The organism is Streptomyces sp. VRA16 Mangrove soil (genome assembly GCF_017377775.1).
Taxonomy (GTDB): Bacteria; Actinomycetota; Actinomycetes; order Streptomycetales; family Streptomycetaceae; genus Streptomyces.
The window spans coordinates 1-19,866 of record NZ_JAFVLN010000009.1 but is presented as its reverse complement, the minus strand read 5'-3'; the positions used below and the strand labels follow the sequence as shown (position 1 = coordinate 19,866).

The following is a 19,866-nucleotide window of genomic DNA, read 5'->3' as shown; positions in this document are numbered from 1 at the left end:
GCGCCGCCGAGTTGTCAGCTCCCGTCGGCGAGCCGCGCCGACCAGCGCTGCTCCACCTTCGCCAGCCGCCAGTACGCGACGGCCGCCGCCCAGACGACCACGAACAGGCCGACGATGACATAGCCGACGTTGTCCAGGTCGAGCCCGGCGATCCAGCCGGTCACCGCGTCCGTCAGATCGAGCTTGTCGTGCAGCACGCCGACGAGTTCGATCGTGCCGATGAAGAAGGCCACCGCGATGGACAGGCCCGTGATGGTGAGGTTGTAGAACACCTTGCGCACCGGGTTCGAGAACGCCCACTGGTAGGCGAAGTTCATGAACGTGCCGTCGAGCGTGTCGAACAGGCTCATCCCCGCGGCGAACAGCAGCGGCAGACACAGGATCGCGTACCAGGGCAGCCCGGCCGCGGCGCCGCTGCCCGCCATCACCATCAGCGTCACCTCGGTCGCCGTGTCGAAGCCGAGACCGAAGAGGAAGCCCAGCGGGTACATCTGCCCGGGGCGGGTGATGGACTTCGTGAAGCGGCCGAGGATCCGGTTCATGAACCCCCGGGAATCCAGGTGCTGTTCGAGCTCGCTCTCGTCGTACGTGCCCGCGCGCATCGCCCGGAAGACCTTGAGGATGCCCACCAGGGCCACGAGGTTGAGGGCGGCGATGAGGTACAGGAACGTGCCGGAGATGGTCGTGCCCATGAAGCCGAGCACCTGGTGGGTCCGGGAGCCGTCGTTCATGATCTTCCCGGCGAGCGCCGTGCCGCCCGCGATCAGCGCGGCGAGCACCACGACCACGCTGGAGTGGCCGAGCGCGAACCAGAAGCCGACGGAGACCGGACGCTTGCCGTCCGCCATCAGCTTGCGGGTGGTGTTGTCGATCGCGGCGATGTGGTCGGCGTCGAAGGCGTGCCGCATGCCGAGGGTGTACGCGGTGATGCCCAGGCCGATGCCGAAGGCCTTGTTGTCGACCTCGTAGTGGCCGGGGACCACGAGCAGGAAGAGCACGCCGAACGCGACGACGTGCAGGGCCAGGATCACCGCCATCAGGCCCGCGGTGCGCACGGTGTCCTCGCGGCGCCAGCGGAAGCTCGGGGGGGAACCGGGGGACGAATCAGCCGTCCGGGCAGGGGAGTTCGCGGGCAGGGTCATAGGTCGTTCACGCTCCAGCACCTCGTGGATCACTTCGTGAGATGCCGTGGCCGGTCTCCTGGCTTACGGGCGTGCGCCGCCGCTCCGCCTTCCCAGCCGCGGTGAGCGGCCAGTGGCGTGGTGGAGCGGTGCGCTCCGGACCCGGGGGTCCGGAACCCGATCACAGTGGCGAGGGCCGCTCCGGACTTGGCCCCTGAGGGGCCGTCACCGGTCTTCCCGAGCACCACGGCCCGTTCACCCTAGGGGGCACGAGCGGTGGCTGCATAGCTGCACACCTGTGCAGGTATGGAAGATCACATCGTGCGCGGGGTGGTCGGGGGACGTGGGCCTGTTGAGAGAATCGGGCCATGCATCTCGTTCCGGCCGAGCGGGCCGATCACCGCACCATCGACGGGCACCGGGTCTGCGACGCCGTGGCCGCCATCGGAGACGTCGCGGACGTGCGGGCATGGGCGGAGCGCTTCTCGCTGCTCGCCGATCCGCACCGGCTCGCGCTGCTGCTCGCGCTGCGCCGGGCGGGGCCGCTGGCCGTCTCGGATCTCGCCGTGGCCTCGGGGATGAACGGGGCGGCGGTGTCGCAGGCGATGCGGTTGCTGCGGGCCGCGGGTGTCGTGGTGGGGGAGAAGTCGGGGCGCGTGGTGCGCTACCGGGTGGTCGACGCGATGCTGGGGGAGCTCATCGACCGCGCGGCGGGGATCGACACGCCTGCCCGGCTGCCTGGCTGAGCCGGTGCGGGCGGGTGCGGCTGTGGCCGGTCGCGCGGTTCCCCGCGCCCCTAGCCTGGCTGTTTCGGTTCGTCTCGGCTGATCTGGTGTGATCCGTGTGCTGGAGGTCCTGGGGCTGCGGTGGGATGGTTGGCATGCCGAAGGCCCGGCGCTGTGGCCGGGTGCTCCTGGGTCCTCGGGTCGTGGGTGGTCAGCGGTGGGTCGAGGGTCAGGTGGCCGGCCGGGGTAGCGCCGCCAGGCGGTGGAATGCTGTGGTCAGTTCGTGGCGCCAGGGCCAGGTGGCGGCGATCCGCAGGCGCAGGCGGCGGGCTCCGCGCGTGATCCGGGCGGCGGCGTGCAGGACGCGGTAGCGGAGCTTCTTGGGTTCGGCGGTGGCCAACTCGCCGTCCAGCAGCAGGATTCTGGCCCAGGCGAGCAGGTCGATCGCGGTCAGGGACAGTTCCAGCCAGACCTGGTTGATCGCGAAGTGGCGGGAGGGGAAGCGGCCGAAGCCGGTGGTCTTGCCGCAGCGGATGTGGTCCTCGACGCGGGCGTGAGCGCGGTGGCGGACCTCCAGGTGCTGGATGGAGCCGCCGCCAGCGACGGGCGTGTCGGTGAGGAAGACCTGGTGGCGCATGCCTTCGTCCTGGTCGAACAGGGACAGTTGGGCGCCCGGGTGGGGGCGCTCGCGGCGGACGATGATGCGGGTGCCGTCCGGATATCCGCTGAGGTCCATCAGGCCGGTCAGTTCGGCGACCTCAGCACCTGCGCGCAGGGTCCCGTCCTGTTCCAGTGCGGGGTGCCAGGCGTGGTCGGGCAGGACCCGGATGGCCTTGCGGACCGGTTCGGTGACGGCGTGTCCGACGGAGAAGGTGGTGTGGATGCCGCGCTGGCGCAGGCCGCGCAGGTGGGCGAGGAACGCTTGCGCGCCACCGGCGCTGTCGGCGCGGATCAGGATCGGGGTGCCTTGGCGGTGGGTGTCGGGGATCTGCGTGAGGGCCTGGTCCAGGACGGTGATGTGGTCGGCTGCGGTGTTCGCTCCGGCGTTGCCCGGTCGCAGGAGACCGGCGAGGGCTTCGCCGGTGTTGTCGAGGAAGCAGAGCAGCGGGTGGTAGCCGAAGCCGCGTTTGTAGGTCGCGGCCGCCTGTTCCTTCTCGGAGTGGCAGGTGACCAGGGTGGCGTCGATGTCCAGGACCAGACCAGGCCCGGCAGTTCACGTTCTCCGGCCTGTGAGCCGGGTATGGGGTGTCCGGTCTCGTCGGCTTGCAGCCAGGCGATTTCGCGGGCCTGGGCCCTGGCCGCCCGCAGCGTGTTCAGGGCCGCCTTGTCGATGCCGGCGAGCACGCGTCAGGCGGTCGGGGTGGAGGCGACGGGGCCGAGCACCTCGCGCTGGTCGCGGAGCACGGCCAGGTCGGCGATCGCTTCGCCGCCGTCGGCGAGCATCACCGCCAGGTCCACTGCGACACGGCCAGGGTCATGTCCGGTCCCGCGCGGCCGCAACCGGTGCAGGGCGTTGCTGAAGGCGCTGGTCAGCGAGGTGGCGTCGGCCAGATCCGCGAGCAGACGCGAGCCGGCGTGGCTGACCACTCCGTTCCCGTCGGCACTGACGACGAGCTTGGGGCGAGACCGGGTCGTGTGCACGCAGAAGCCTTCCCGCCGGACCGACCGGGACCTTGTACAAGCCTCATCGTTGCAGCTCACAAGCCACTTTCGCTTCGCCGGTCGTGATCCTTGCGCGTGCCCGGACGAAACGCGCAGGCCGAGCGAGATCCCTGACCTGGACGCCCAGGGCCGCGCGGGGGACCTTCGGCGCGTCGATGTGCGTGCGCGCAGGCGTGAGCCGGGAGCATGCGGAGCAATAGCAATGATGGCCAAGTTCATGATCGTGGAGACGTGAGCGAAAGGTGTCGCACGTGCGCGCGGATGCATTCCCTACAGTCCTCACATCGTCAGGGCGGGTGCGCGGCAGGCAGGAGGAAGGACTCGCGGTCTTCCGGGGCATCCCGTTCGCGGCGGCGCCCACCGGTGAAAACCGCTTCATGGCGCCGCAGGCCGCGGACGCCTGGGACGGGGTGCGGGACGCCGGCGAGTTCGGACCGTCCGTGCCGCAGCAGACACCCGAGCCGATGGCCGTCGCCGGCGACGAGTGGCTGACCGTCAACGTGTGGACACCCGAACCAGACCCTGCGGCGCAGCGGCCGGTGATGGTCTTCATCCACGGCGGGGCGTACCTGCAGGGTTCGTCGGCGCAGCCCACCTACAGCGGGCGGCTGCTGGCGAGCGAGGGCGGTGTCGTCCTGGTCACGCTGAACTACCGGCTCGGGATGGAGGGCTTCGCCGCGATCGAGGGGGCCCCGGCCAACCGTGGGCTGCTGGACCAGGTGGCGGCGCTGACCTGGGTGCGGGAGAACATCGCGGCGTTCGGCGGCGATCCGGAGCGGGTCACGGTCTTCGGAGAGTCGGCCGGGGCCGGGAGTGTGGCAGCCCTGCTGGCGATGCCGTCGGCCCGGGGGCTGTTCCGGCGGGCGATCGCGCAGAGCGTCCCGGGCGCCTTCCTCTCCGCGGAGCTGGCCGCCGACGTCGGCCGGGAACTCGCCTCCGGTCTCGGTGTGCGGCCGACCGTCGAGGAGCTGGGGAAGCTCGATCCCGGCACGCTGGCCACGGCCGGGGCCGTGCTGGGCCCGCGGGTGCGCGAGTTCGCGCGTCGGTGGGGACGGCTCGCGTACACCGTCACGCCCTTCTTCCCCGTCATCGACGGAGAGGTGCTGCCTTACGTCCCGTTCACCGCTCTGACCGACGGCGCCGCGCGGGACGTAGAACTGGTCGTGGGCCACAACCGCGATGAGTTCCGGCTGTTCGAGGCGGTACTGGGGCAGCTCGGAAAGGTCACGGCGGAGCAGACTGGCGAGATGCTGCGCATGCTGGGGCCCGGCGCGGGTCCGGAGAGGGCGTACCGCGCGGCGTTCCCCGATGCCTCGGACGAGGCGCTGTTCGAGTGGGTGCAATCGGACTGGCTCTTCCGGATCCCCTCGGTGCGGCTGGCGGAGGCCCAGATCGTCGGCGGCGGCCGGGCGCATGTCTACGAGATGACCTATCCGTCTGCGTCGAACGGCGGTGTGCTGGGGTCGTGTCATGGGTTGGACGTGCCGCTGGTCTTCGGCATCTTCGGCGCCGAAGACACCAGCACGATGATGCTCGGAGATGAGCCCCCGGCCGAGGCGCTGGCGATCTCGGCCTGGTGGCGCCGGGCCTGGACCACGTTCGCGGAGAGCGGCGATCCGGGCTGGCCCGCCTATGCACCGCCGGAGCGCGCCACTTGTGTCATCGATGTCGAGCGGGTCGTGGCCGCGTACCCGGAAGAGGTCTCACGGCAGCTGTGGAAGGAGCACAGGTTCGACGCACTGCCGCTGGCGGGGTGACGAGGCCACCCGAAGGCCGGCTGGCCGGCGTCTTCCGGAGCCGATGACAGGGCCGGTGCGGCTGTCCAGCAGCCGGCTAGCGGTCTGCTGATCAGTCCGTCGTCACCTCGGCGGTTGAACGTTCGGCGCGGACGTGGCACGGCAAAGGTGGCGCCGGCCCGTTCCCTCTCGAAGCGGCAGGTGACCAGGGGCGCGTCGATGTCCAGGACCGGGCCGGGCAGTTCACGTCCCGCGGCCCGTGAGCCGGGCATGGGGTGTCCGGTCTCGTCGGCTTGCAGACGCGAGCTCGCGGGCCTCGGCGCTGGCTGCCCGCAGAGCGTTCAGGACTGCCGCGCTGATGCCGACCAGCACGGGCCAGGCGGTCGGGGTCGAGGCGATAGGCCCGAACACCTCGTGCCGGTCACGCGGCACCGCCAGATCGGCGGCGGCTTCGCCGCCGTCGATGAGCATCACCGCCGGGTCCACCGCGACGCGACCGGGGTCGTGCCCGTCCCGCGTCGGCCGCAGCCGGTACAGAACGTTACTGAAGACAGTGGTCAGAGAGGCGGCGTTGGCCAGATTCGCGAGCATCCGCGAGCCGGCGTGGCCGACCCCCATGCCTGTCGGGGCTGACGAAGAGACAGGCGTGACCAGGGCGTGTGCACGTAAAAAATGTCTTCCCGCTGGAACGACTGGGACCTTTGACGAGCCTCATCGTTGCAGCTCAAATGGCACTTTCGCTTCGCCAATCATGATCTTTCCGCGAGCCCAGATGAAACACGCAGGCTAGCCTGGCCGCCTTCGGGCCCGCTGGATCTCCTCGTACGCCGTGTCCCTGCCCTCCCAGTGGGAGCCGTCGACCGACTTGCCCGGTTCCAGGTCCTTGTAGACCTCGAAGAAGTGCGTGATCTCCAGGCGGTCGAACTCGGGGATGTCCTCGATGTCCTGGACCGCGGCGTGGCGCGGGTCGTGGGCGGGGACGCAGAGGATCTTCTCGTCCGGGCCCTTCTCGTCGCTCATCACGAACACGCCGATCGCCCGGCACTCGATGACGCAGCCGGGGAACGTGGGGTCGCCGGTCAGCACGAGGGCGTCGAGCGGGTCGCCGTCGCCGCCGAGCGTGCCCTCGATGTAGCCGTAGTCCGCGGGGTACTGGGTCGACGTGAACAGCATCCGGTCGAGGCGGATGCGGCCCAGTTCGTGGTCCATCTCGTACTTGTTGCGGGAGCCCGCGGGGATCTCCACGATCACGTCGAACGCCTCGGCGTGTGCGTCACTGCCGCCCAATGTGGCCTCCTTGCCCCATTGCCGCCGCTTCGATTGCCCCGAGTGTGCGCCGAAGCGGCCGACGGCGGAACCCCTCAGGCGGCGGGTGGAACGGCGAATTCGAGTTCGGGCCGGTCCCAGGCGACGGCCGGCGGACGCGCGGGCGCCGTGCCGGTGCGGACCGCGCCCATGCTGCGGTAGAAGCCCTCGGCGGGCGGATGGGAGACCACGCGGACCCGGTCGAGCCCGGCGCGGCGCGCCTCGGCCCGCATGTGAGCGATCAGCACCCGCCCGATGCCGAGGCCCTGCGCCGCGTCGGCGACGAACATCAGGTCCAGCTCCGCCGCGGCGACCAGCAGAGCGTAGAAGCCGAGGACGCGGTCGTCGGTCCGGTCGACGGCGACGAAGACCTCGTGCGCCGCGATGTAGTCGGGTCCGACGCGGTACCCCGCGACCATCTCCGCGTACCGCCCCTCGTAGGCGCGCGAGCCACGCACGATCCGGGTGAGGCGCCTGGCGTCCCGCGCGGTGGCCCTGCGGACCACTACGGAAGGCTCCCGCCCCGGGCGCGTAATGCTCGAAGTCATACGACGAGTATTACGCATTCGGGTGCGCGGTCACGACACCGGCACCGTCCCCTGGACCTGCCGCAGGAACGCGGCGTTGTCCGGGGTCTTGCGGAGCCGGTCGAGCAGGGTCTCGTACGCGGACCGGCCCTCGCGGCCCTGGAGGGCCCGGCGCAGCCCGTGCGCGGCCGCCAACTCGGCGGCGGGCACCAGGAGTTCCTCGCGGCGGGTGCCCGAAGGGGTGATGTCGACGGCGGGGAAGACGCGGGCGTCGGCGAGCGTGCGGTCCAGGCGCAGCTCCATGTTGCCGGTGCTCTTCAGCTCCTCGAAGTAGTAGTCGTCGGCGCGTGAGCCGGTGTCGACGAGGGCGGTGGCGAGGATGGTGAGGGAGCCGGCCTCCTCGGTGTTGCGGGCGGCACCGAAGAGCTTCTTCGGGCCGAGCAGCGCGGCCGCGTCGACACCGCCGGTCAGGGTGCGGCCGCCGGCCGCGGCCGCGTTGTTGTGCGCCCGGCACAGTCGGGTCAGGGAGTCGAGCAGGATCACGACGTCGACGCCCCGCTCGGCGAGGCGCTTGGCGCGCTCGACGGCGAGTTCGGCCAGCGCGATGTGCGCCTTGGCGGGCCTGTCGAAGGTCGAGGCGAGGACCTCACCGCGCACGGAACGGCGCATGTCGGTGACCTCCTCGGGCCGCTCGTCGAGCAGCACCACCATGAGATGCGCCTCGGGGTGATGCGTGGCGATCGCCGCGGCGAGCTGTTGCAGCAGCACCGTCTTGCCGGTCCTGGGCGGCGCGACGATCAGGCCGCGCTGGCCCTTGCCGACGGGGGCGAACAGGTCGACGACGCGGCCCGCGAGCCCGCCGCCGTCCCCGCCGAGCCGCAGCCGCCGGTTCGGGTGCAGCGGGGTGAGGTCGGCGAACCGGGGGCGGCTGCGCGCCGTCTCGGCGGGCAGCCCCTCGACGGTCTCGACCTGAGCGAGCGTGCGCGGCTTCGCGCACACGCCGGTGACGAAATCGCCCTTGCGCAGGCCGCGTTGGCGGATGAGCCGGTCGGGGACCTGGACGTCGTGGGACGTGGCGATCAGGTCGGGGGAGCGCAGGAACCCGGCCCCGTTCCCGGCGATGTCGAGGACACCGGCCGCACGGAGGGGCGTCTGGGTGGCTGCGCGGTTCGATACGGCGCCGGACTGCTCCGGCGCGGGGAGTGTGGTGGTGGTCATGGTGGGTCACGGTCCTTTCGCGGACGTCGCTCGTACGCGGGGAGAGAGGGGGTGGGATTCCGGCGAAGAGATGCGCGGACGGACAGATCACGCCCGGCGGCCGGCAGGGAGAACCTGGAACAGGGGCGGGGAAGAACCCGCCGGAACCTGTTGACCAGAGGCGATGCGCACTCCAGCGGTCATGGGATGCGTACAGAAGCTCATCGTGAGAGACGAGAGAGACATGCTGTGCGCTCACGCGCCGAGGGAATGGAACGGCACCGGCGCCTCGGAGACACGGCCTCGAAAGAGAAGGGAGGCGTGGAAGGCGTACACACGTGCCATTCGCACTGTACCACCACACCCCCGGCGCGCGGCAAGCCCGGATTTCTGCGGGCCGCCGACCTATGCTGAGCGGCCATGTTCACACCCCAGGGCCCCAGCCTCCGCGAGCTGGCCGTTCAGGCGCTGTCGTCGGTCGAGCACGGCTACGACCTGCTCGCGCCCAAGTTCGACCACACCCCGTTCCGCACGCCCGACGCGGTCCTCGACCCCGTCACGCGCGCCCTGCGCGAGCTCGGCCCGTACCGGACCGGGCTCGACCTGTGCTGCGGCACCGGGGCCGGCCTCGGGGTGCTGCGGGAGGTGTGCGCGGAGCGGGCCGTCGGGGTCGACTTCAGCGCCGGCATGCTGGACGTCGCCCGGCGCGGCGAGCCCACGGCGTCGTACGTGCGCGGGGACGCCCTCGCCCTTCCTTTCGGGCCCGCCTTCGATCTGGTGGTCAGCTTCGGGGCGTTCGGTCACTTCCTGCCGCGCCAACACGCCGCACTCTTCGCGCAGGTGCGTCAAGTGCTACTCCCGGGCGGCCAGTTCGTGTTCCCGATGCCCGCGCCCGCCCGGCCCGGCTCGCGCGGGTACTGGGCGATGCTCGGCTTCGACTCGGTGATGCGGGTGCGCAACGCGGTGTGGCGGCCGCCGTTCGTCATGTACTACCGGGTGTTCCGGTTCGGCGCGGTGCGGGAGGAGTTGGAGCGCGCCGGTTTCGACGTGACCCTGCGGGCGCTCCCCGAGCTGGGGGAGCGCCCGGACGGAACACCGCGCTGCGCCCTGGTCGTGGCGACAGCCCGCACCTAGGGCCCGGCCTCACGCGGCGCCGGTGTCCGTGTCCTCGTCGAAGTCGCCCAGGTGGAACGGGAGTCGGTGCCGTGGGGCGCGGGCAGGGTCGAGGACATCCTGCAGCAGGCGTGCCAGGCCCTTGGGGCGGACGGTCTGACCGGTCGTCGCCAGTTCCGCCACGGACCACCAGTGATGGCCGTAGCGCGCCTCGGGCGTGTCGATGTCCATTCCCTCCCGTTCGGCCGCCGTGACGCGTGCGACGCGGTACTCCTCGTACTGGTCGAACCCGTGGCCGTCCACATGGAAGACGGTCTGCCGGGTGCAGTGGAGCGGGCCGAGCCGCTCGACGGGCAGGCGCAGCGCCGTCTCCTCGTGGACCTCTCGCACGGCGGCGGCCGGATACGACTCGCCGTCCTCCAGGCCCCCGCCGACGGTGAACCACCAGCGCGCCCCCGGCCGCCGCGGATCGCGCCCGCACAGCAACAGCAGGCGGTCGCGGTCGTCGAGCAGCAGGACTCGGGAAGTGTGCCGGCGCGTCAGTGTCATCGGTGCCGATCCTAGATCCGGCGACGCCGCGGCGACGCCGGCGGTTAGGGTCGGTGCCATGTCAGCCGCACCGCAGCACTCGCCCGCCCCCGCCCTCACCCTGCGTCCCGCGCTCCGCTCCGAACTGCCCGCGGTGCTCGCGCTGCTCGCCGACGAGGACCGCGTGGTGGACCCGGCGACGATCGAGGTGGGCGCGGCGTACGAGCGGGCCTTCGCCGCCATCGAGGCGGACGCCCGCAACGAGATGCTCGTCCTCGTCGAGGCCGACGGCACCGTGGTCGGCTGTCTGCAGGCGACGTACATACCGGGGCTCGGCAAGGGCGGCGCCGAGCGGGCGCTCGTCGAGGCGGTACGGGTGCGGGCGGACCGGCGTGGCGGCGGGCTCGGGCGGATCCTGATGGAGCGCGCCATCGAGCGCGCCCGCGCGCGGGACTGCGCCCTCGTCCAGCTGACCAGCAACAAACAGCGCGAGGCCGCCCACCGTTTCTACGCGGGACTCGGCTTCGCCCGCAGTCACGACGGGTTCAAACTCGCGCTCTGACAGCAGGACAGCAGGACAGCTAGGGCATCAGGGCATCAGGACGTCGGTCTACGGATCGACGAAGGGGGGACATGGTGCGACGGATCGGCATCATCGGGGTGGGCGAGATCGGCCGGGCCCTCGTGGAGGGACTGTTCGCGCACGACGACGACGCGGCGCCGGAGGTGTTCCTCTCGCCCCGAGGCGCCCGGACGGCCGCCGAACTCGCCGGGCGGTACCCGCGCGTCCACGTCTGCGCCGACAACCAGGAGGTGGCGGACCGCGCCGAACTGCTGATCGTCGCCGTGCGCCGCGCGGACCGGGAGGAGGCCCTCGCGGGGCTGCGCGTGTCCGACGACAAGGTGGTCGTCAACGTCATGGCGGGCGTGCGCACCGACGAGCTGCGCCGCACGCTGATCACAGGCGCCCCCGTGGTCAGGGCCATCCCTCTGCCCACCGTCCGCGCACGCCAGTCCGTCACGGTGACGCACCCCTCGCACCCCGCGACGGACGCCTTCTTCGACCTCCTGGGCGGGGCGCTCCCGGTCGCGGACGAGGCGGCCTTCGACGTGTTCTCCACCCTGACCGGCACCCTCACCACCCACCTCGCCTACCTCGCCACCCTCACGTCCTGGGCGGCGGGCCACGGCATCCCGGCCGACGACGCCGAGCGCTACGTCCGCGGACTCTTCCAGGGCATCGGACGCGCCCTGGGCGACGACAACCGCACCCTGCGGCAGCTCGCCGCCGACCACGAGACGCCGAAGGGCAACAACGAACGGATCCGCACCACTTGGTTCGACGACGGCAACGCCGACGCGCTCGGCAAGGCTCTGGACGGCCTGCTCGACGACCTGCACTAACCGAGCGGATCGGGCACCGCGACCGGACGCAGCACCGTCAGCGCCCCCTCCCTGCGGGCCACCATGGCGAACGGGAACCGGTCGACCTCCAGGCAGAGCCCGACATCGTCGGGATGGCTGCCCGCGCGCAGGTCGGCGGCGAGTTCGGCCGCCGCGCGGGACGTTCTCGCCCGGTGGAGGTACGGGTCCGCCCCGACGTCGTCCGCGGTCACCCGGCGGCCGATGTACTCGGCGCAGGCCCGGTCCTCGTCCGCCGTGCCGTTCTCGCCGGTGACGACGAACGTCACCGGCCCGGCGTCCCGGTCCCGCAGGAAGCGGGCGGTCGGCCCGGCCACCACGAAGCTCGCGCACAGGACCAGTGGCGCGTCGGCGACGGCCAGCGCGCCCACGGTCCCGGCCGTCGTCTTCTGCACCAGCGTGCGGCCGGAGAAGTCGCGCGACCGCAGCAGGGCGGGGGAGTTGACGGCGTCGAAGCCCGGCGCGGGACCGCCGTCCTTCAGCGCCAGCCAGCCCGGGTTGCGCTCCTTGAGGGCGAGCGCCGCGTCCACGGACTCGGCGAGGACGATCCGCTCGGCCCCGCGGGAGAACGCCCAGGCGGCGACGGTGCAGGCACGCATGACGTCGATGACGACCGCGACGCGGGGCACGCCGGTCAACTCGCCGATGCCGACGAACTGGTGATCCATCACGTCATCCTGGCGCGCCGGATCACCGCCCGCCAGCGAGTTCTCCGCCGGGTGACGTCACCGCCCGTGGACCGGCGCCGCCGCCTGCGCCGTCTTGTGGGTCTGCTTCCTGGGCGCCATCGGGGTCGGCACCGTGTCCTGCGGGAACGTCAGCTGCTGCCCCATCCACTGCAGAGCGGGTCCGATCTCCCGTAGCCACGTCGTGAAGTGGTGGCTGCCGCGCGGCAGGATGATCCGCGCCGACGTCATCGGCGCGCGGACGGCCTTCAGGAACCGCATCGTGGGCCCGTAGTCCTTCTCGCCCAGCCGGCTGCTGGCCACCAGGACCGACACCTGCGGCACCGGGAGATGGTGCAGGCGCCAGATCAGGTCGTGGCCCTCCTGACGGCGCAGCGCGAGCGGCCCCGAGCCGAACAGGCTGCCGGTCGTCAGATCGTCGGTGACCTTGTAGTCGGCCGAAAGGGCGGCGGCCGACGTGTACACCTTCGGGTCGCGCAGGGCGAGCTGAAGGGCGCAGCTGCCGCCCGACGAGTAGCCGAGGGCGCCCCAGGCGCTCGGGTCGTGGCCCACCCGGTACGCCGCCTTGATCGCCTCGGGCAGGTCCTTCGTGAAGAACGTCTCCGCCTGCGGGCCGCCCGGCACGTCCACGCACTCGGTGTCCCGGGGCGGCGCGATCGTCGGCCGGACCATCACGATCACCGTCGGCTGCAGCTTGTTCGCCCGCTCCAACCGCCCTGCCGTCTGCGGGACATGGAGGAACGAGGCGAGGTTCATGATGCCGCCGGGATAGCCGCTGATCGCCACGATCACCGGGAAGCGCTGGCGGTGGTACTGGTGCTGGAAGTACTGCGGCGGCAGATACACGAACGCCGGGTTGATCGCTCGGGAGCGTCGCCCGATGATGCGGACCGACTCCACGCGGCCCACCCTTGCGGGTGGTCCTGCCGGCAGCCCCTTGACGCGGTCCAGACCCTGCGGCCCGGCCGGCTGCACGAGGCCGGTGTGCGCCGCGTACACGCCCGTACCGGTGCCGAGTTCGGCCACGTGGGCCGGTGCGGTGGAGACATGCCCGAGCAGTTCGTTCCAGGTGCCGTAGAACTCGAACTCGCTGTTCACGGCCACCGCGCACGCCGTGAGCACCGCCAGCTGCGTCACCCCGATCGCGGCGAGCCTGCCGAGCACGGGCAGTGGACCGCGGCGCGCGAGACGTGGCCACACCCACACCGTGCCGCCCACGCACACCAGCGCGATCAACACCGTCGCGTACATGAGCGTCCGACTCGTCAGGCCCATCTGCGCATCCCCTCTCAACCGGTTCAAAAGCTGCCGTAACAGCAGCTTCCGCCGGGGAAGACAGTGCGCCGCGCAGGCTGGTTGGCCGCCCCGCCGCTTCTTACCCTCCTCCTCACCCGCTCTTACTCCACCGGCGTCCGGTGTGCCTACGCTCGTCGCCGTGAAACCTCGCCCCGCCGCCGTGGCCGGTCACACGTGCCTGCTCATCGGGCTGCTCGACATCGCGACGGCCGTCCTCCCGCACGTCCGTGCCACCCGCATCGAGCGCATCGCGCCGTACGTCCCCGGCCTCGCCGACGACATCGCCCGTGCCGCCGCGCTTGTCTCCGGCCTGCTCCTCGTGCTGCTCGCCCGGGGCCTGCGCCGCCGCAAACGCCGCGCCTGGGAGGCCGCTGTCGCCCTGCTCGCCGTCAGCGCGGTCATCCAGGGGCTGCGCCACCACGCGTTCGTCGCCGCCGCCGTCTCCGCGCTGCTGTGCGCCGGACTCGTCGTGTTCCGGGGCGAGTTCAGAGCGCTGGGCGATCCGCGCGGACGGCTGCGGGCCCTCAGCAATCTGGTCGTGCTCGGCACGCTCAGCTTCGGGCTCGGCCTGCTGATCGTCGGCGTGCGCGCCGGTGACGAGGCCGGGCGCGGCATCTCCTTCACCGACCGCGTCCAGCAAGTGGCGTACGGACTTGTCGGCATGTCGGGGCCGCTGACGTACGCCTCCGACCGCGTCGGCGACGCCGTGCACCTGTCGCTGCTCGCGCTCGGCCTGGTGACCGCGGCCACGACCACGTACCTCGTGCTGCGGCCCGTGCGGCTCGCGCCCGCCGACGGCTCCGACCGGCTGCGCGCCCTGCTCGACCGTGAGGGGCGGCGCGACTCGCTGGGCTACTTCGCACTGCGCGGCGACAAGTCCGTCCTGTTCTCGCCGACCGGGAAGGCCGCCATCGGCTACCGCGTGGTCTCCGGTGTCGCGCTCGCCGGTGGCGACCCGATCGGCGATCCGGAGGCCTGGCCAGGCGCCATCAAGGAGTTCCTCGGCCAGTGCGACCGGCACGCCTGGACGCCCGCCGTCATGGGCTGCAGCGAACTCGGCGGACAGGTCTGGATCCGCGAAGGCGGCCTGCGCGCCCTGGAGCTGGGCGACGAGGCGATCGTCGACTGCGCCTCCTTCACCCTCGCCGGGCGCTCCATGCGCAACGTCCGCCAGATGGTGCACCGCATCGAACGCGCCGGGTACTCCTGCCGCACCCGATACGTGCGGGACCTTGCCGACGTCGAGAAGCAGCGGCTGCGCGAGGCCGCCGCGGCCTGGCGGGGCAGTGCCACCGAACGCGGGTTCTCCATGGCCCTCGGCCGGTTCGGCGACCCCGCCGACGGGGACTGCGTCGTCGTCACCGCCCACCAGAAGGACGCGGACGGCGACGAACAGGTCCGGGCGCTGCTGCACTTCGTGCCGTGGGGCGACGACGGACTCTCGCTCGACCTGATGCGCCGCGACCGCACCGCCGAACCCGGCCTCAACGAACTGCTCATCGTCGCCGCCCTGCGTGACGCCCCCGGCCTCGGCATCACCCGTGTCTCCCTCAACTTCGCCGTCTTCCGCGCCGCGCTCGCCCGCGGTGAACGGCTCGGCGCCGGGCCGGTGCTGAGGGTGTGGCGGGCGCTGCTCGTCTTCGTCTCCCGCTGGTTCCAGATCGAGTCGCTGTACAAGTTCAACGCGAAGTTCCGGCCCGAGTGGCAGCCCCGCTTCGTCGTCTACCCGGCAGCCCGCGACCTGCCGCGCATCGCCCTCGCCTGTCTCCAGGCCGAGGCGTTCGTGGTGCTGCCGCGGCCCGCCGAACGCCTCCGGCAGTGGGCCCGGCGGCCGCTCACACGGCGGCGGGCAGCGGGAAGCGCACACCGGTCAGCCGCTCTGACACCTCCCACAGGCGGCGGCCGGTAGCCGCGTCGGCGGCCCGTGCCGCCGGCTCCACCCGCGCGGGCGCGCCGCGCAGCTCGCCCCTGCCGCCCGGCGCGATGAACTCACCGCCCCGCACGGACGGTTCGGTCGCCGCGTACAGGACCGGCAGGGCGCCGTCGGCCGGCTTCTGGGCGAGCGGCGCCAGCAGCCGCCCGTACAGCAGCCGCACCCGCGCTACCGGCGCGCCCTTCTGCAGGTTCGAGGCCACGTACCCCGGATGCGCCAGCACGCTGCGCACCGGGCTGCCCGCCTGCGCGAGCAGCCGCTGCAGCGTCAGCCCGAAGACGGCGTTCGCCAGCTTCGACCGGTTGTAGGCGCCCATGGGGGAGTAGGAGCGCGCGCCGTCGAGATCGTCGAAGTCGATGCGGGCCTGCCGGTGATTGGGTGAACTCACCGTCACCACACGGGAGGTGCCGCCCGCGGTGAGCGCTTCGAGCAGCAGTCCGGTGAGCGCGAAGTGCCCGAGGTGATTCGTCGCGAACTGGAGCTCGTGGCCCTGCGGGCTCAGCGTGCGCGGCGGCGCCATCACCCCGGCGTTGTTGACGAGCAGATCGAGCCGGGGCCGGTCGGCCCGCACCTCTTCGGCGAACGCGCGCACGGAGCCCGGATCGGCCAGGTCGAGACGGCGTACGTCGACCCGCGCACCCGGCACCTCCGCGGTGATCGAGTCGGCGGCCCGCCGGCCCCGGTCTGTGTCGCGCACCGCGAGGATCACCTCCGCGCCGCGCCGCGCGAGCGCCCGTGAGACGGCGAGACCGACCCCGCTGTTCGCCCCTGTGACGACGGCCACGCGCCCGCTCTGATCCGGAATCCGGTCGATGGTCCAGCGTTCCTGTGTCATGAGGCACAGATTGACCTCGATGGCACTTGGTGTCAAGAAGGGCTTTTAGTGTCTATCTCTACTCTTGATGTCGCGCAGGGCATGGTGTGTACGATGCCGGGGTGAGTACCCGAGGAGACCTGACCCTGGCCGAGCGCAAGCGGCAGCTCGTCGCCGACGAACTGACCGAGGCCGCGCTGCAGCTGCTCGCCCTCAAGGGCTTCGACACCGTCACCGTCGACGAGATCGTGGCCGCCGCCGGCGTCTCGAAGCGGACGTTCTTCCGGTACTTCAAGTCCAAGGAGGACGTCGTCGTGCAGTTCCTGGCCGACATGGGCGAGGACATGCGCGGCGCGCTCGCGGACCGCCCCGAGGGCGAGTCCCCGACCGAGGCGCTGCTGCACGCCGTGCGGGGGCCGCTGACCACCTGCGCCGCCGACTCCGAGCGGGCCCTGCGCGTCGTCCAGCTCATCCTGCGCACCCCGGCGCTGCTCGCCCGCTTCCTGGAGCGACAGGACCGCTGGCGCGACGACCTCGCCGCCGAGCTGGCCCGCCGCACCGGCCGTGACGCCGGCACCGACCTCTATCCGCGGCTGGCCGCGGGCACCGCCCTCACCGCCTTCCACGTCGTCCTGCGGCGCTGGAGCGACAGCGACGCCGCCCAGGACCCGGTCACCCTCCTCGACGAGGCCTTCGCCGTGGTGGCGCCCGCGCTCGCCCCCGCGCCGTAGCCGGAACCGTCCGCACCGATCGCGCACCCAGGCCCGCGCGCCTAGCGTGGACCCGTACCCGCCGGGTGCCCGAGCGCCCGGCGACGCCGACGGAAGGGTGGCGCGTCATGTCCGCACGTCCCGAGGGCGCGCCCGTCTGGGCCGACGCCATGTACCCGGACCTGGAGGCCGCGAAGGCCTTCTACGCCGAGCTGCTCGGCTGGTCCTACGACCCGGGATCCGAACAGTTCGGCAACTACACGCAGGCGAAGACCGCCGACGGCAAGCACGTGGCCGCCCTGATGCCGCAGATGCCCGGCACCGAGGGCGTCCCGCCGTCCTGGAACCTCTACCTCGCCGCCGCGGACGTCGCCGCCGTCTCGGCCCGCTGCAAGAGCGCGGGCGGCACGCTGATGATGGACCCGATGCAGGTCGGCGACTTCGGCACGATGGTCACCGTCCAGGACCCGGCCGGCGTCATGTTCAGCCTCTGGCAGCCCGGTTCGCACGAGGGCTTCGAGAAGGTCAACGAACCCGGCGCGTACTGCTGGGCCGAGGTCAACACCCGCGACGCCGCCAAGACCGACGCCTTCTTCGGGGCCGTGTTCCCGTACGCCATGCAGCAGATGCCGGACGACAAGATCGACTTCAGCGTCTGGCAGATCGGGGGCGGACCGGCCCTCGGCCGGATGCAGATGACCGACGACTTCCCCGCGCACGTGCCCTCGTACGTCAATGTCTACTTCGTCGTCGAAGACTGCGACGCCGCCGTCGCCACCGTCGAACGCCTGGGCGGCAGGCTGCACTTCGGGCCGATGGACAGCCCCTTCGGCCGGTTCGCCTCGGTCGCCGACGCGCAGGGCTGCGCCTTCTCCGTCATCGACGTCAGCAACGCCAAGGGGGAGATGCCGGACCTCGGCTGAGCGTCAGTCCTGCTCCGGCAGGGCGAAGCCCAGTTCGGCCGCGGCCTGTTGCGGCGTGGGCTGCGCCCACCGCCGCACGGCCATCGGCGTCTGCGTCGACGACAGCGAGCGCAACTCGGCGCGGTCCAGGTACAGGGTGCCGTTCAGATGGTCCGTCTCGTGCTGCACGATCCGCGCGGGCCAGCCGCTGAACTCCTCGTCCACGGCGCGCCCCCGCTCGTCGAAGGCGCGCAGCCGCACCCGTTCGTGCCGGGCGACCACGGCCTGGTAGCCCGGCACGCTCAAGCACCCCTCGTAGAAGGCCGCCCGGCGCCCGCCCGCGTCCTCGTACGACGGATTGACCAGCACCCGGAACGGCTGCGGGACCCGGCCCCGGGCCGCCCGCACCTCCTCGGTCACCGTCGCCGCGTCCTCGATCACCGCGAGCCGCAACGGCACCCCGATCTGCGGCGCGGCCAGCCCGACGCCGGGCGCCGCGTGCATGGTGACGCGCATCGCCTCGATCAGCCGGGCGAGCAGGTCGCCGTCGAGCTGCCCGTCGACCGGTTCGGCGGGGCGGCGCAGCACGGGGTCGCCCGCGGCGACGATCGGGAGCGTGCCCGAGTCGCCCGCGGCGAGCAGGGCCTCGACATGATCAGTGAGCGGCATCGACGGCATCGCGCCAGCATGCCAAGAACGATCGCCGCCCGGCAACGCCCCCACGCGGCGGGTCCGTGCCGGCGCCATGAACCCGTTGCGATCTCGTGAACACCGTGCGTACGCGGGAATGAAAGGGTCTGACCTGGGGGTTTGATGCTGAGGGTCGTAACAGTGTGCGGCCGTGGCAGCGATGAGAAGGGGCCCCGATGACGCAGACGTACGAGGAGCACGGGGGCGGCGCCGCACCCGATGCCGGGGCGCACCCGCTCGACAACCCCGCGTACGCCGCACTGACCGGCCCGCACGCACGCTTCGCGGAGCGCAGTGGACGGGTGCTGCGCTACCCGGCCGACGTCTCGCCGTGGCTCGCCCTCCCCGACGACCTCACCGCCCAGGACTGGACGGACCTCGCCGTGTTCGCGGACGCCGACGGAACCGTTCCCGTCCCCGGGGTGAGCGAGGACCTGCCCGAGGGCTGGGAGTCGCTCTTCGACATGCCGGGCGTCCAGCTCGTCGACGAGAGCGTGGACGCGGCCCACGACCCCGAGGCGGTCCTGCTCACCGCGGCCGATGTCCCCGAGATGCTCGACCTGGTGGCCCGCACCCAGCCCGGCCCCTTCGAGGCGCGCACCATCGAACTCGGTACGTACCTGGGGATCCGGCGCGACGGCGTCCTGGCCGCCATGGCGGGGGAGCGGCTGCACCCGCCGGGCTTCACCGAGATCAGCGCGGTCTGCACCGACCCCGCGTTCCGCGGTCAGGGGCTCGCCGGACGCCTGGTGCGGGCGGTCGTCGCCGGGGTCCGTGAGCGCGGCGAGACCGCGTTCCTGCACGCCAGCGCGGGCAACACGAACGCGATCCGGCTGTACGAGACCCTCGGTTTCCGGCTGCGGCGCACGACGCGGTTCCGCACGGCGCGGGTCCCGGCGGCGGCTCAGTCCTCGCGCGACGCCTCGTTGTAGCGCACCAGGTACTCGGCGAACCGGGCCAGATCGTCCGCGGCCCAGTCCGCCAGGCGCTCCCCGAACATCTGCCGGCGGCTGACCGTCACCTGCCGCAGGATCTCCGCGCCCGCCTCCGTGGGATGCAGCACCTGGACCCGGTGGTCGTCCGGGTCCACGCGCCGCATCACGAGCCCGGACCGCTCCAGGGCGGAGACCTGGCGGCTGACCGTCGACTTGTCCAGCGCGTAGTGCGCCGCGAGATCCGTGGCCCGGCAGCCGCCCCGCTCGTCGAGATGGCTGAGCAGGGTGAACGAGACCAGCGAGAGCTCGGGGTGCATCCGCGCCGCCGTGGCCCTGGCGCGGCGCGCGAAGGACGTCAGCTCCCGCTGGATGATCTCCACGGACGAGTCACGGTCCCCGGGGTGTTCGGCCTGTGGCACGTGCGGTTTCCTTTCGGGCCTTTTGGGTGCGCTTGTTGCATTCTACAACTGAAGGGTGGATGTTCCTGGGTGAGGGTGAGGGTGAGGGTGAGGGTGAGGGGAAGCCGCGCGTGCGGCGCGCGCCTCAGGGGCGCGGGGGGGGGGG

General features: G+C 72.1%; 20 protein-coding genes, 1 pseudogene and 1 riboswitch. Of the genes and pseudogenes, 9 read left to right on the top strand and 12 right to left on the bottom strand.

The features are described 5' to 3' along the window. Positions 1-14: 14 nt before the first annotated feature. Positions 15-1,142, bottom strand: a complete 1,128-nt coding sequence (locus J3486_RS24075) for a HoxN/HupN/NixA family nickel/cobalt transporter (protein ID WP_207823630.1) — start codon at positions 1,140-1,142, stop codon at positions 15-17. A 30-nt stretch (positions 1,143-1,172) separates the two neighbouring features. After that, a riboswitch (cobalamin riboswitch) is annotated at positions 1,173-1,385 on the bottom strand. 104 nt (positions 1,386-1,489) lie between these two features. Between J3486_RS24075 and J3486_RS24070 the strand changes: the two genes are divergently transcribed. After that, the gene (locus J3486_RS24070) at positions 1,490-1,867 is read left to right on the top strand and encodes a metalloregulator ArsR/SmtB family transcription factor (RefSeq protein ID WP_207823628.1); all 378 of its coding nucleotides are present in this window, start codon (positions 1,490-1,492) and stop codon (positions 1,865-1,867) included. A 208-nt stretch (positions 1,868-2,075) separates the two neighbouring features. On the opposite strand, the pseudogene J3486_RS24065 reads toward J3486_RS24070, so the two are convergent. Further along, positions 2,076-3,487 (bottom strand): annotated as a pseudogene (locus J3486_RS24065) (IS1380 family transposase). A 272-nt stretch (positions 3,488-3,759) separates the two neighbouring features. On the opposite strand from J3486_RS24065, the gene J3486_RS24060 reads away from it, so the two are divergent. Further along, the gene (locus tag J3486_RS24060; protein ID WP_207823626.1) at positions 3,760-5,265 is read left to right on the top strand and encodes a carboxylesterase/lipase family protein; all 1,506 of its coding nucleotides are present in this window, start codon (positions 3,760-3,762) and stop codon (positions 5,263-5,265) included. A gap of 222 nt (positions 5,266-5,487) precedes the next feature. Here J3486_RS24060 and J3486_RS24055 read toward each other — a convergent pair whose 3' ends face one another. The 4 genes from J3486_RS24055 to rho all read right to left on the bottom strand — a co-directional run bounded on the left by J3486_RS24055 (position 5,488) and on the right by rho (position 8,294). Next, on the bottom strand, positions 5,488-5,835 hold the full coding sequence (locus tag J3486_RS24055; RefSeq protein ID WP_207823624.1) for a hypothetical protein: 348 nt from the start codon (positions 5,833-5,835) through the stop codon (positions 5,488-5,490). A gap of 195 nt (positions 5,836-6,030) precedes the next feature. After that, positions 6,031-6,531, bottom strand: coding sequence for an inorganic diphosphatase (locus tag J3486_RS24050; protein ID WP_207823622.1), 501 nt, complete (start codon positions 6,529-6,531; stop codon positions 6,031-6,033). A 74-nt stretch (positions 6,532-6,605) separates the two neighbouring features. Further along, positions 6,606-7,097, bottom strand: a complete 492-nt coding sequence (locus J3486_RS24045) for a GNAT family N-acetyltransferase (RefSeq protein ID WP_207823621.1) — start codon at positions 7,095-7,097, stop codon at positions 6,606-6,608. Positions 7,098-7,127: 30 nt separating this feature from the next. Next, entirely contained in the window at positions 7,128-8,294 is a 1,167-nt protein-coding gene (gene rho / locus J3486_RS24040) for a transcription termination factor Rho (RefSeq protein WP_207823619.1), read from the bottom strand. 399 nt (positions 8,295-8,693) lie between these two features. On the opposite strand from rho, the gene J3486_RS24035 reads away from it, so the two are divergent. Next, on the top strand, positions 8,694-9,407 hold the full coding sequence (locus J3486_RS24035) for a class I SAM-dependent methyltransferase (RefSeq protein ID WP_207823617.1): 714 nt from the start codon (positions 8,694-8,696) through the stop codon (positions 9,405-9,407). A 9-nt stretch (positions 9,408-9,416) separates the two neighbouring features. On the opposite strand, the gene J3486_RS24030 is transcribed toward J3486_RS24035, so the two are convergent. Next, positions 9,417-9,935: an NUDIX hydrolase gene (locus tag J3486_RS24030; protein WP_229378511.1), complete on the bottom strand. Its 519-nt coding sequence runs from the start codon at positions 9,933-9,935 to the stop codon at positions 9,417-9,419. Positions 9,936-9,993: 58 nt separating this feature from the next. Here J3486_RS24030 and J3486_RS24025 point away from each other — a divergent pair, with 58 nt between their 5' ends. After that, entirely contained in the window at positions 9,994-10,476 is a 483-nt protein-coding gene (locus tag J3486_RS24025; RefSeq protein ID WP_207823615.1) for a GNAT family N-acetyltransferase, read from the top strand. Between the two features lie 71 nt (positions 10,477-10,547). Next, positions 10,548-11,318: an NAD(P)-binding domain-containing protein gene (locus J3486_RS24020; RefSeq protein WP_207823613.1), complete on the top strand. Its 771-nt coding sequence runs from the start codon at positions 10,548-10,550 to the stop codon at positions 11,316-11,318. Here J3486_RS24020 and J3486_RS24015 read toward each other — a convergent pair. Continuing rightward, positions 11,315-12,004 (bottom strand): 2-phosphosulfolactate phosphatase, encoded by a 690-nt coding sequence (locus tag J3486_RS24015; protein ID WP_207823611.1) that lies wholly within the window; start codon positions 12,002-12,004, stop codon positions 11,315-11,317. The two genes, J3486_RS24020 and J3486_RS24015, sit on opposite strands and share 4 nt — an antisense overlap. Positions 12,005-12,061: 57 nt before the next feature. Further along, positions 12,062-13,297: an esterase family protein gene (locus J3486_RS24010; protein ID WP_207823609.1), complete on the bottom strand. Its 1,236-nt coding sequence runs from the start codon at positions 13,295-13,297 to the stop codon at positions 12,062-12,064. A gap of 160 nt (positions 13,298-13,457) precedes the next feature. Here J3486_RS24010 and J3486_RS24005 point away from each other — a divergent pair, with 160 nt between their 5' ends. Then, a complete protein-coding gene (locus J3486_RS24005; protein ID WP_307804915.1) occupies positions 13,458-15,227 on the top strand; it encodes a phosphatidylglycerol lysyltransferase domain-containing protein in 1,770 nt (589 codons plus the stop codon). On the opposite strand, the gene J3486_RS24000 is transcribed toward J3486_RS24005, so the two are convergent. Continuing rightward, positions 15,154-16,086, bottom strand: coding sequence for an oxidoreductase (locus tag J3486_RS24000; RefSeq protein ID WP_207823605.1), 933 nt, complete (start codon positions 16,084-16,086; stop codon positions 15,154-15,156). The two genes, J3486_RS24005 and J3486_RS24000, sit on opposite strands and share 74 nt — an antisense overlap. Positions 16,087-16,187: 101 nt before the next feature. Between J3486_RS24000 and J3486_RS23995 the strand changes: the two genes are divergently transcribed. Continuing rightward, on the top strand, positions 16,188-16,796 hold the full coding sequence (locus J3486_RS23995; RefSeq protein WP_207823603.1) for a TetR family transcriptional regulator: 609 nt from the start codon (positions 16,188-16,190) through the stop codon (positions 16,794-16,796). Positions 16,797-16,903: 107 nt separating this feature from the next. Then, positions 16,904-17,698: a VOC family protein gene (locus J3486_RS23990; protein WP_207823601.1), complete on the top strand. Its 795-nt coding sequence runs from the start codon at positions 16,904-16,906 to the stop codon at positions 17,696-17,698. Positions 17,699-17,701: 3 nt separating this feature from the next. On the opposite strand, the gene def is transcribed toward J3486_RS23990, so the two are convergent. Continuing rightward, entirely contained in the window at positions 17,702-18,355 is a 654-nt protein-coding gene (def, locus tag J3486_RS23985) for a peptide deformylase (RefSeq protein WP_207823600.1), read from the bottom strand. A 188-nt stretch (positions 18,356-18,543) separates the two neighbouring features. Here def and J3486_RS23980 point away from each other — a divergent pair, with 188 nt between their 5' ends. Further along, the gene (locus J3486_RS23980; protein WP_207823598.1) at positions 18,544-19,299 is read left to right on the top strand and encodes a GNAT family N-acetyltransferase; all 756 of its coding nucleotides are present in this window, start codon (positions 18,544-18,546) and stop codon (positions 19,297-19,299) included. Here J3486_RS23980 and J3486_RS23975 read toward each other — a convergent pair. After that, positions 19,272-19,721: a MarR family transcriptional regulator gene (locus J3486_RS23975; RefSeq protein ID WP_207823596.1), complete on the bottom strand. Its 450-nt coding sequence runs from the start codon at positions 19,719-19,721 to the stop codon at positions 19,272-19,274. The two genes, J3486_RS23980 and J3486_RS23975, sit on opposite strands and share 28 nt — an antisense overlap. Positions 19,722-19,866: the final 145 nt, after the last annotated feature.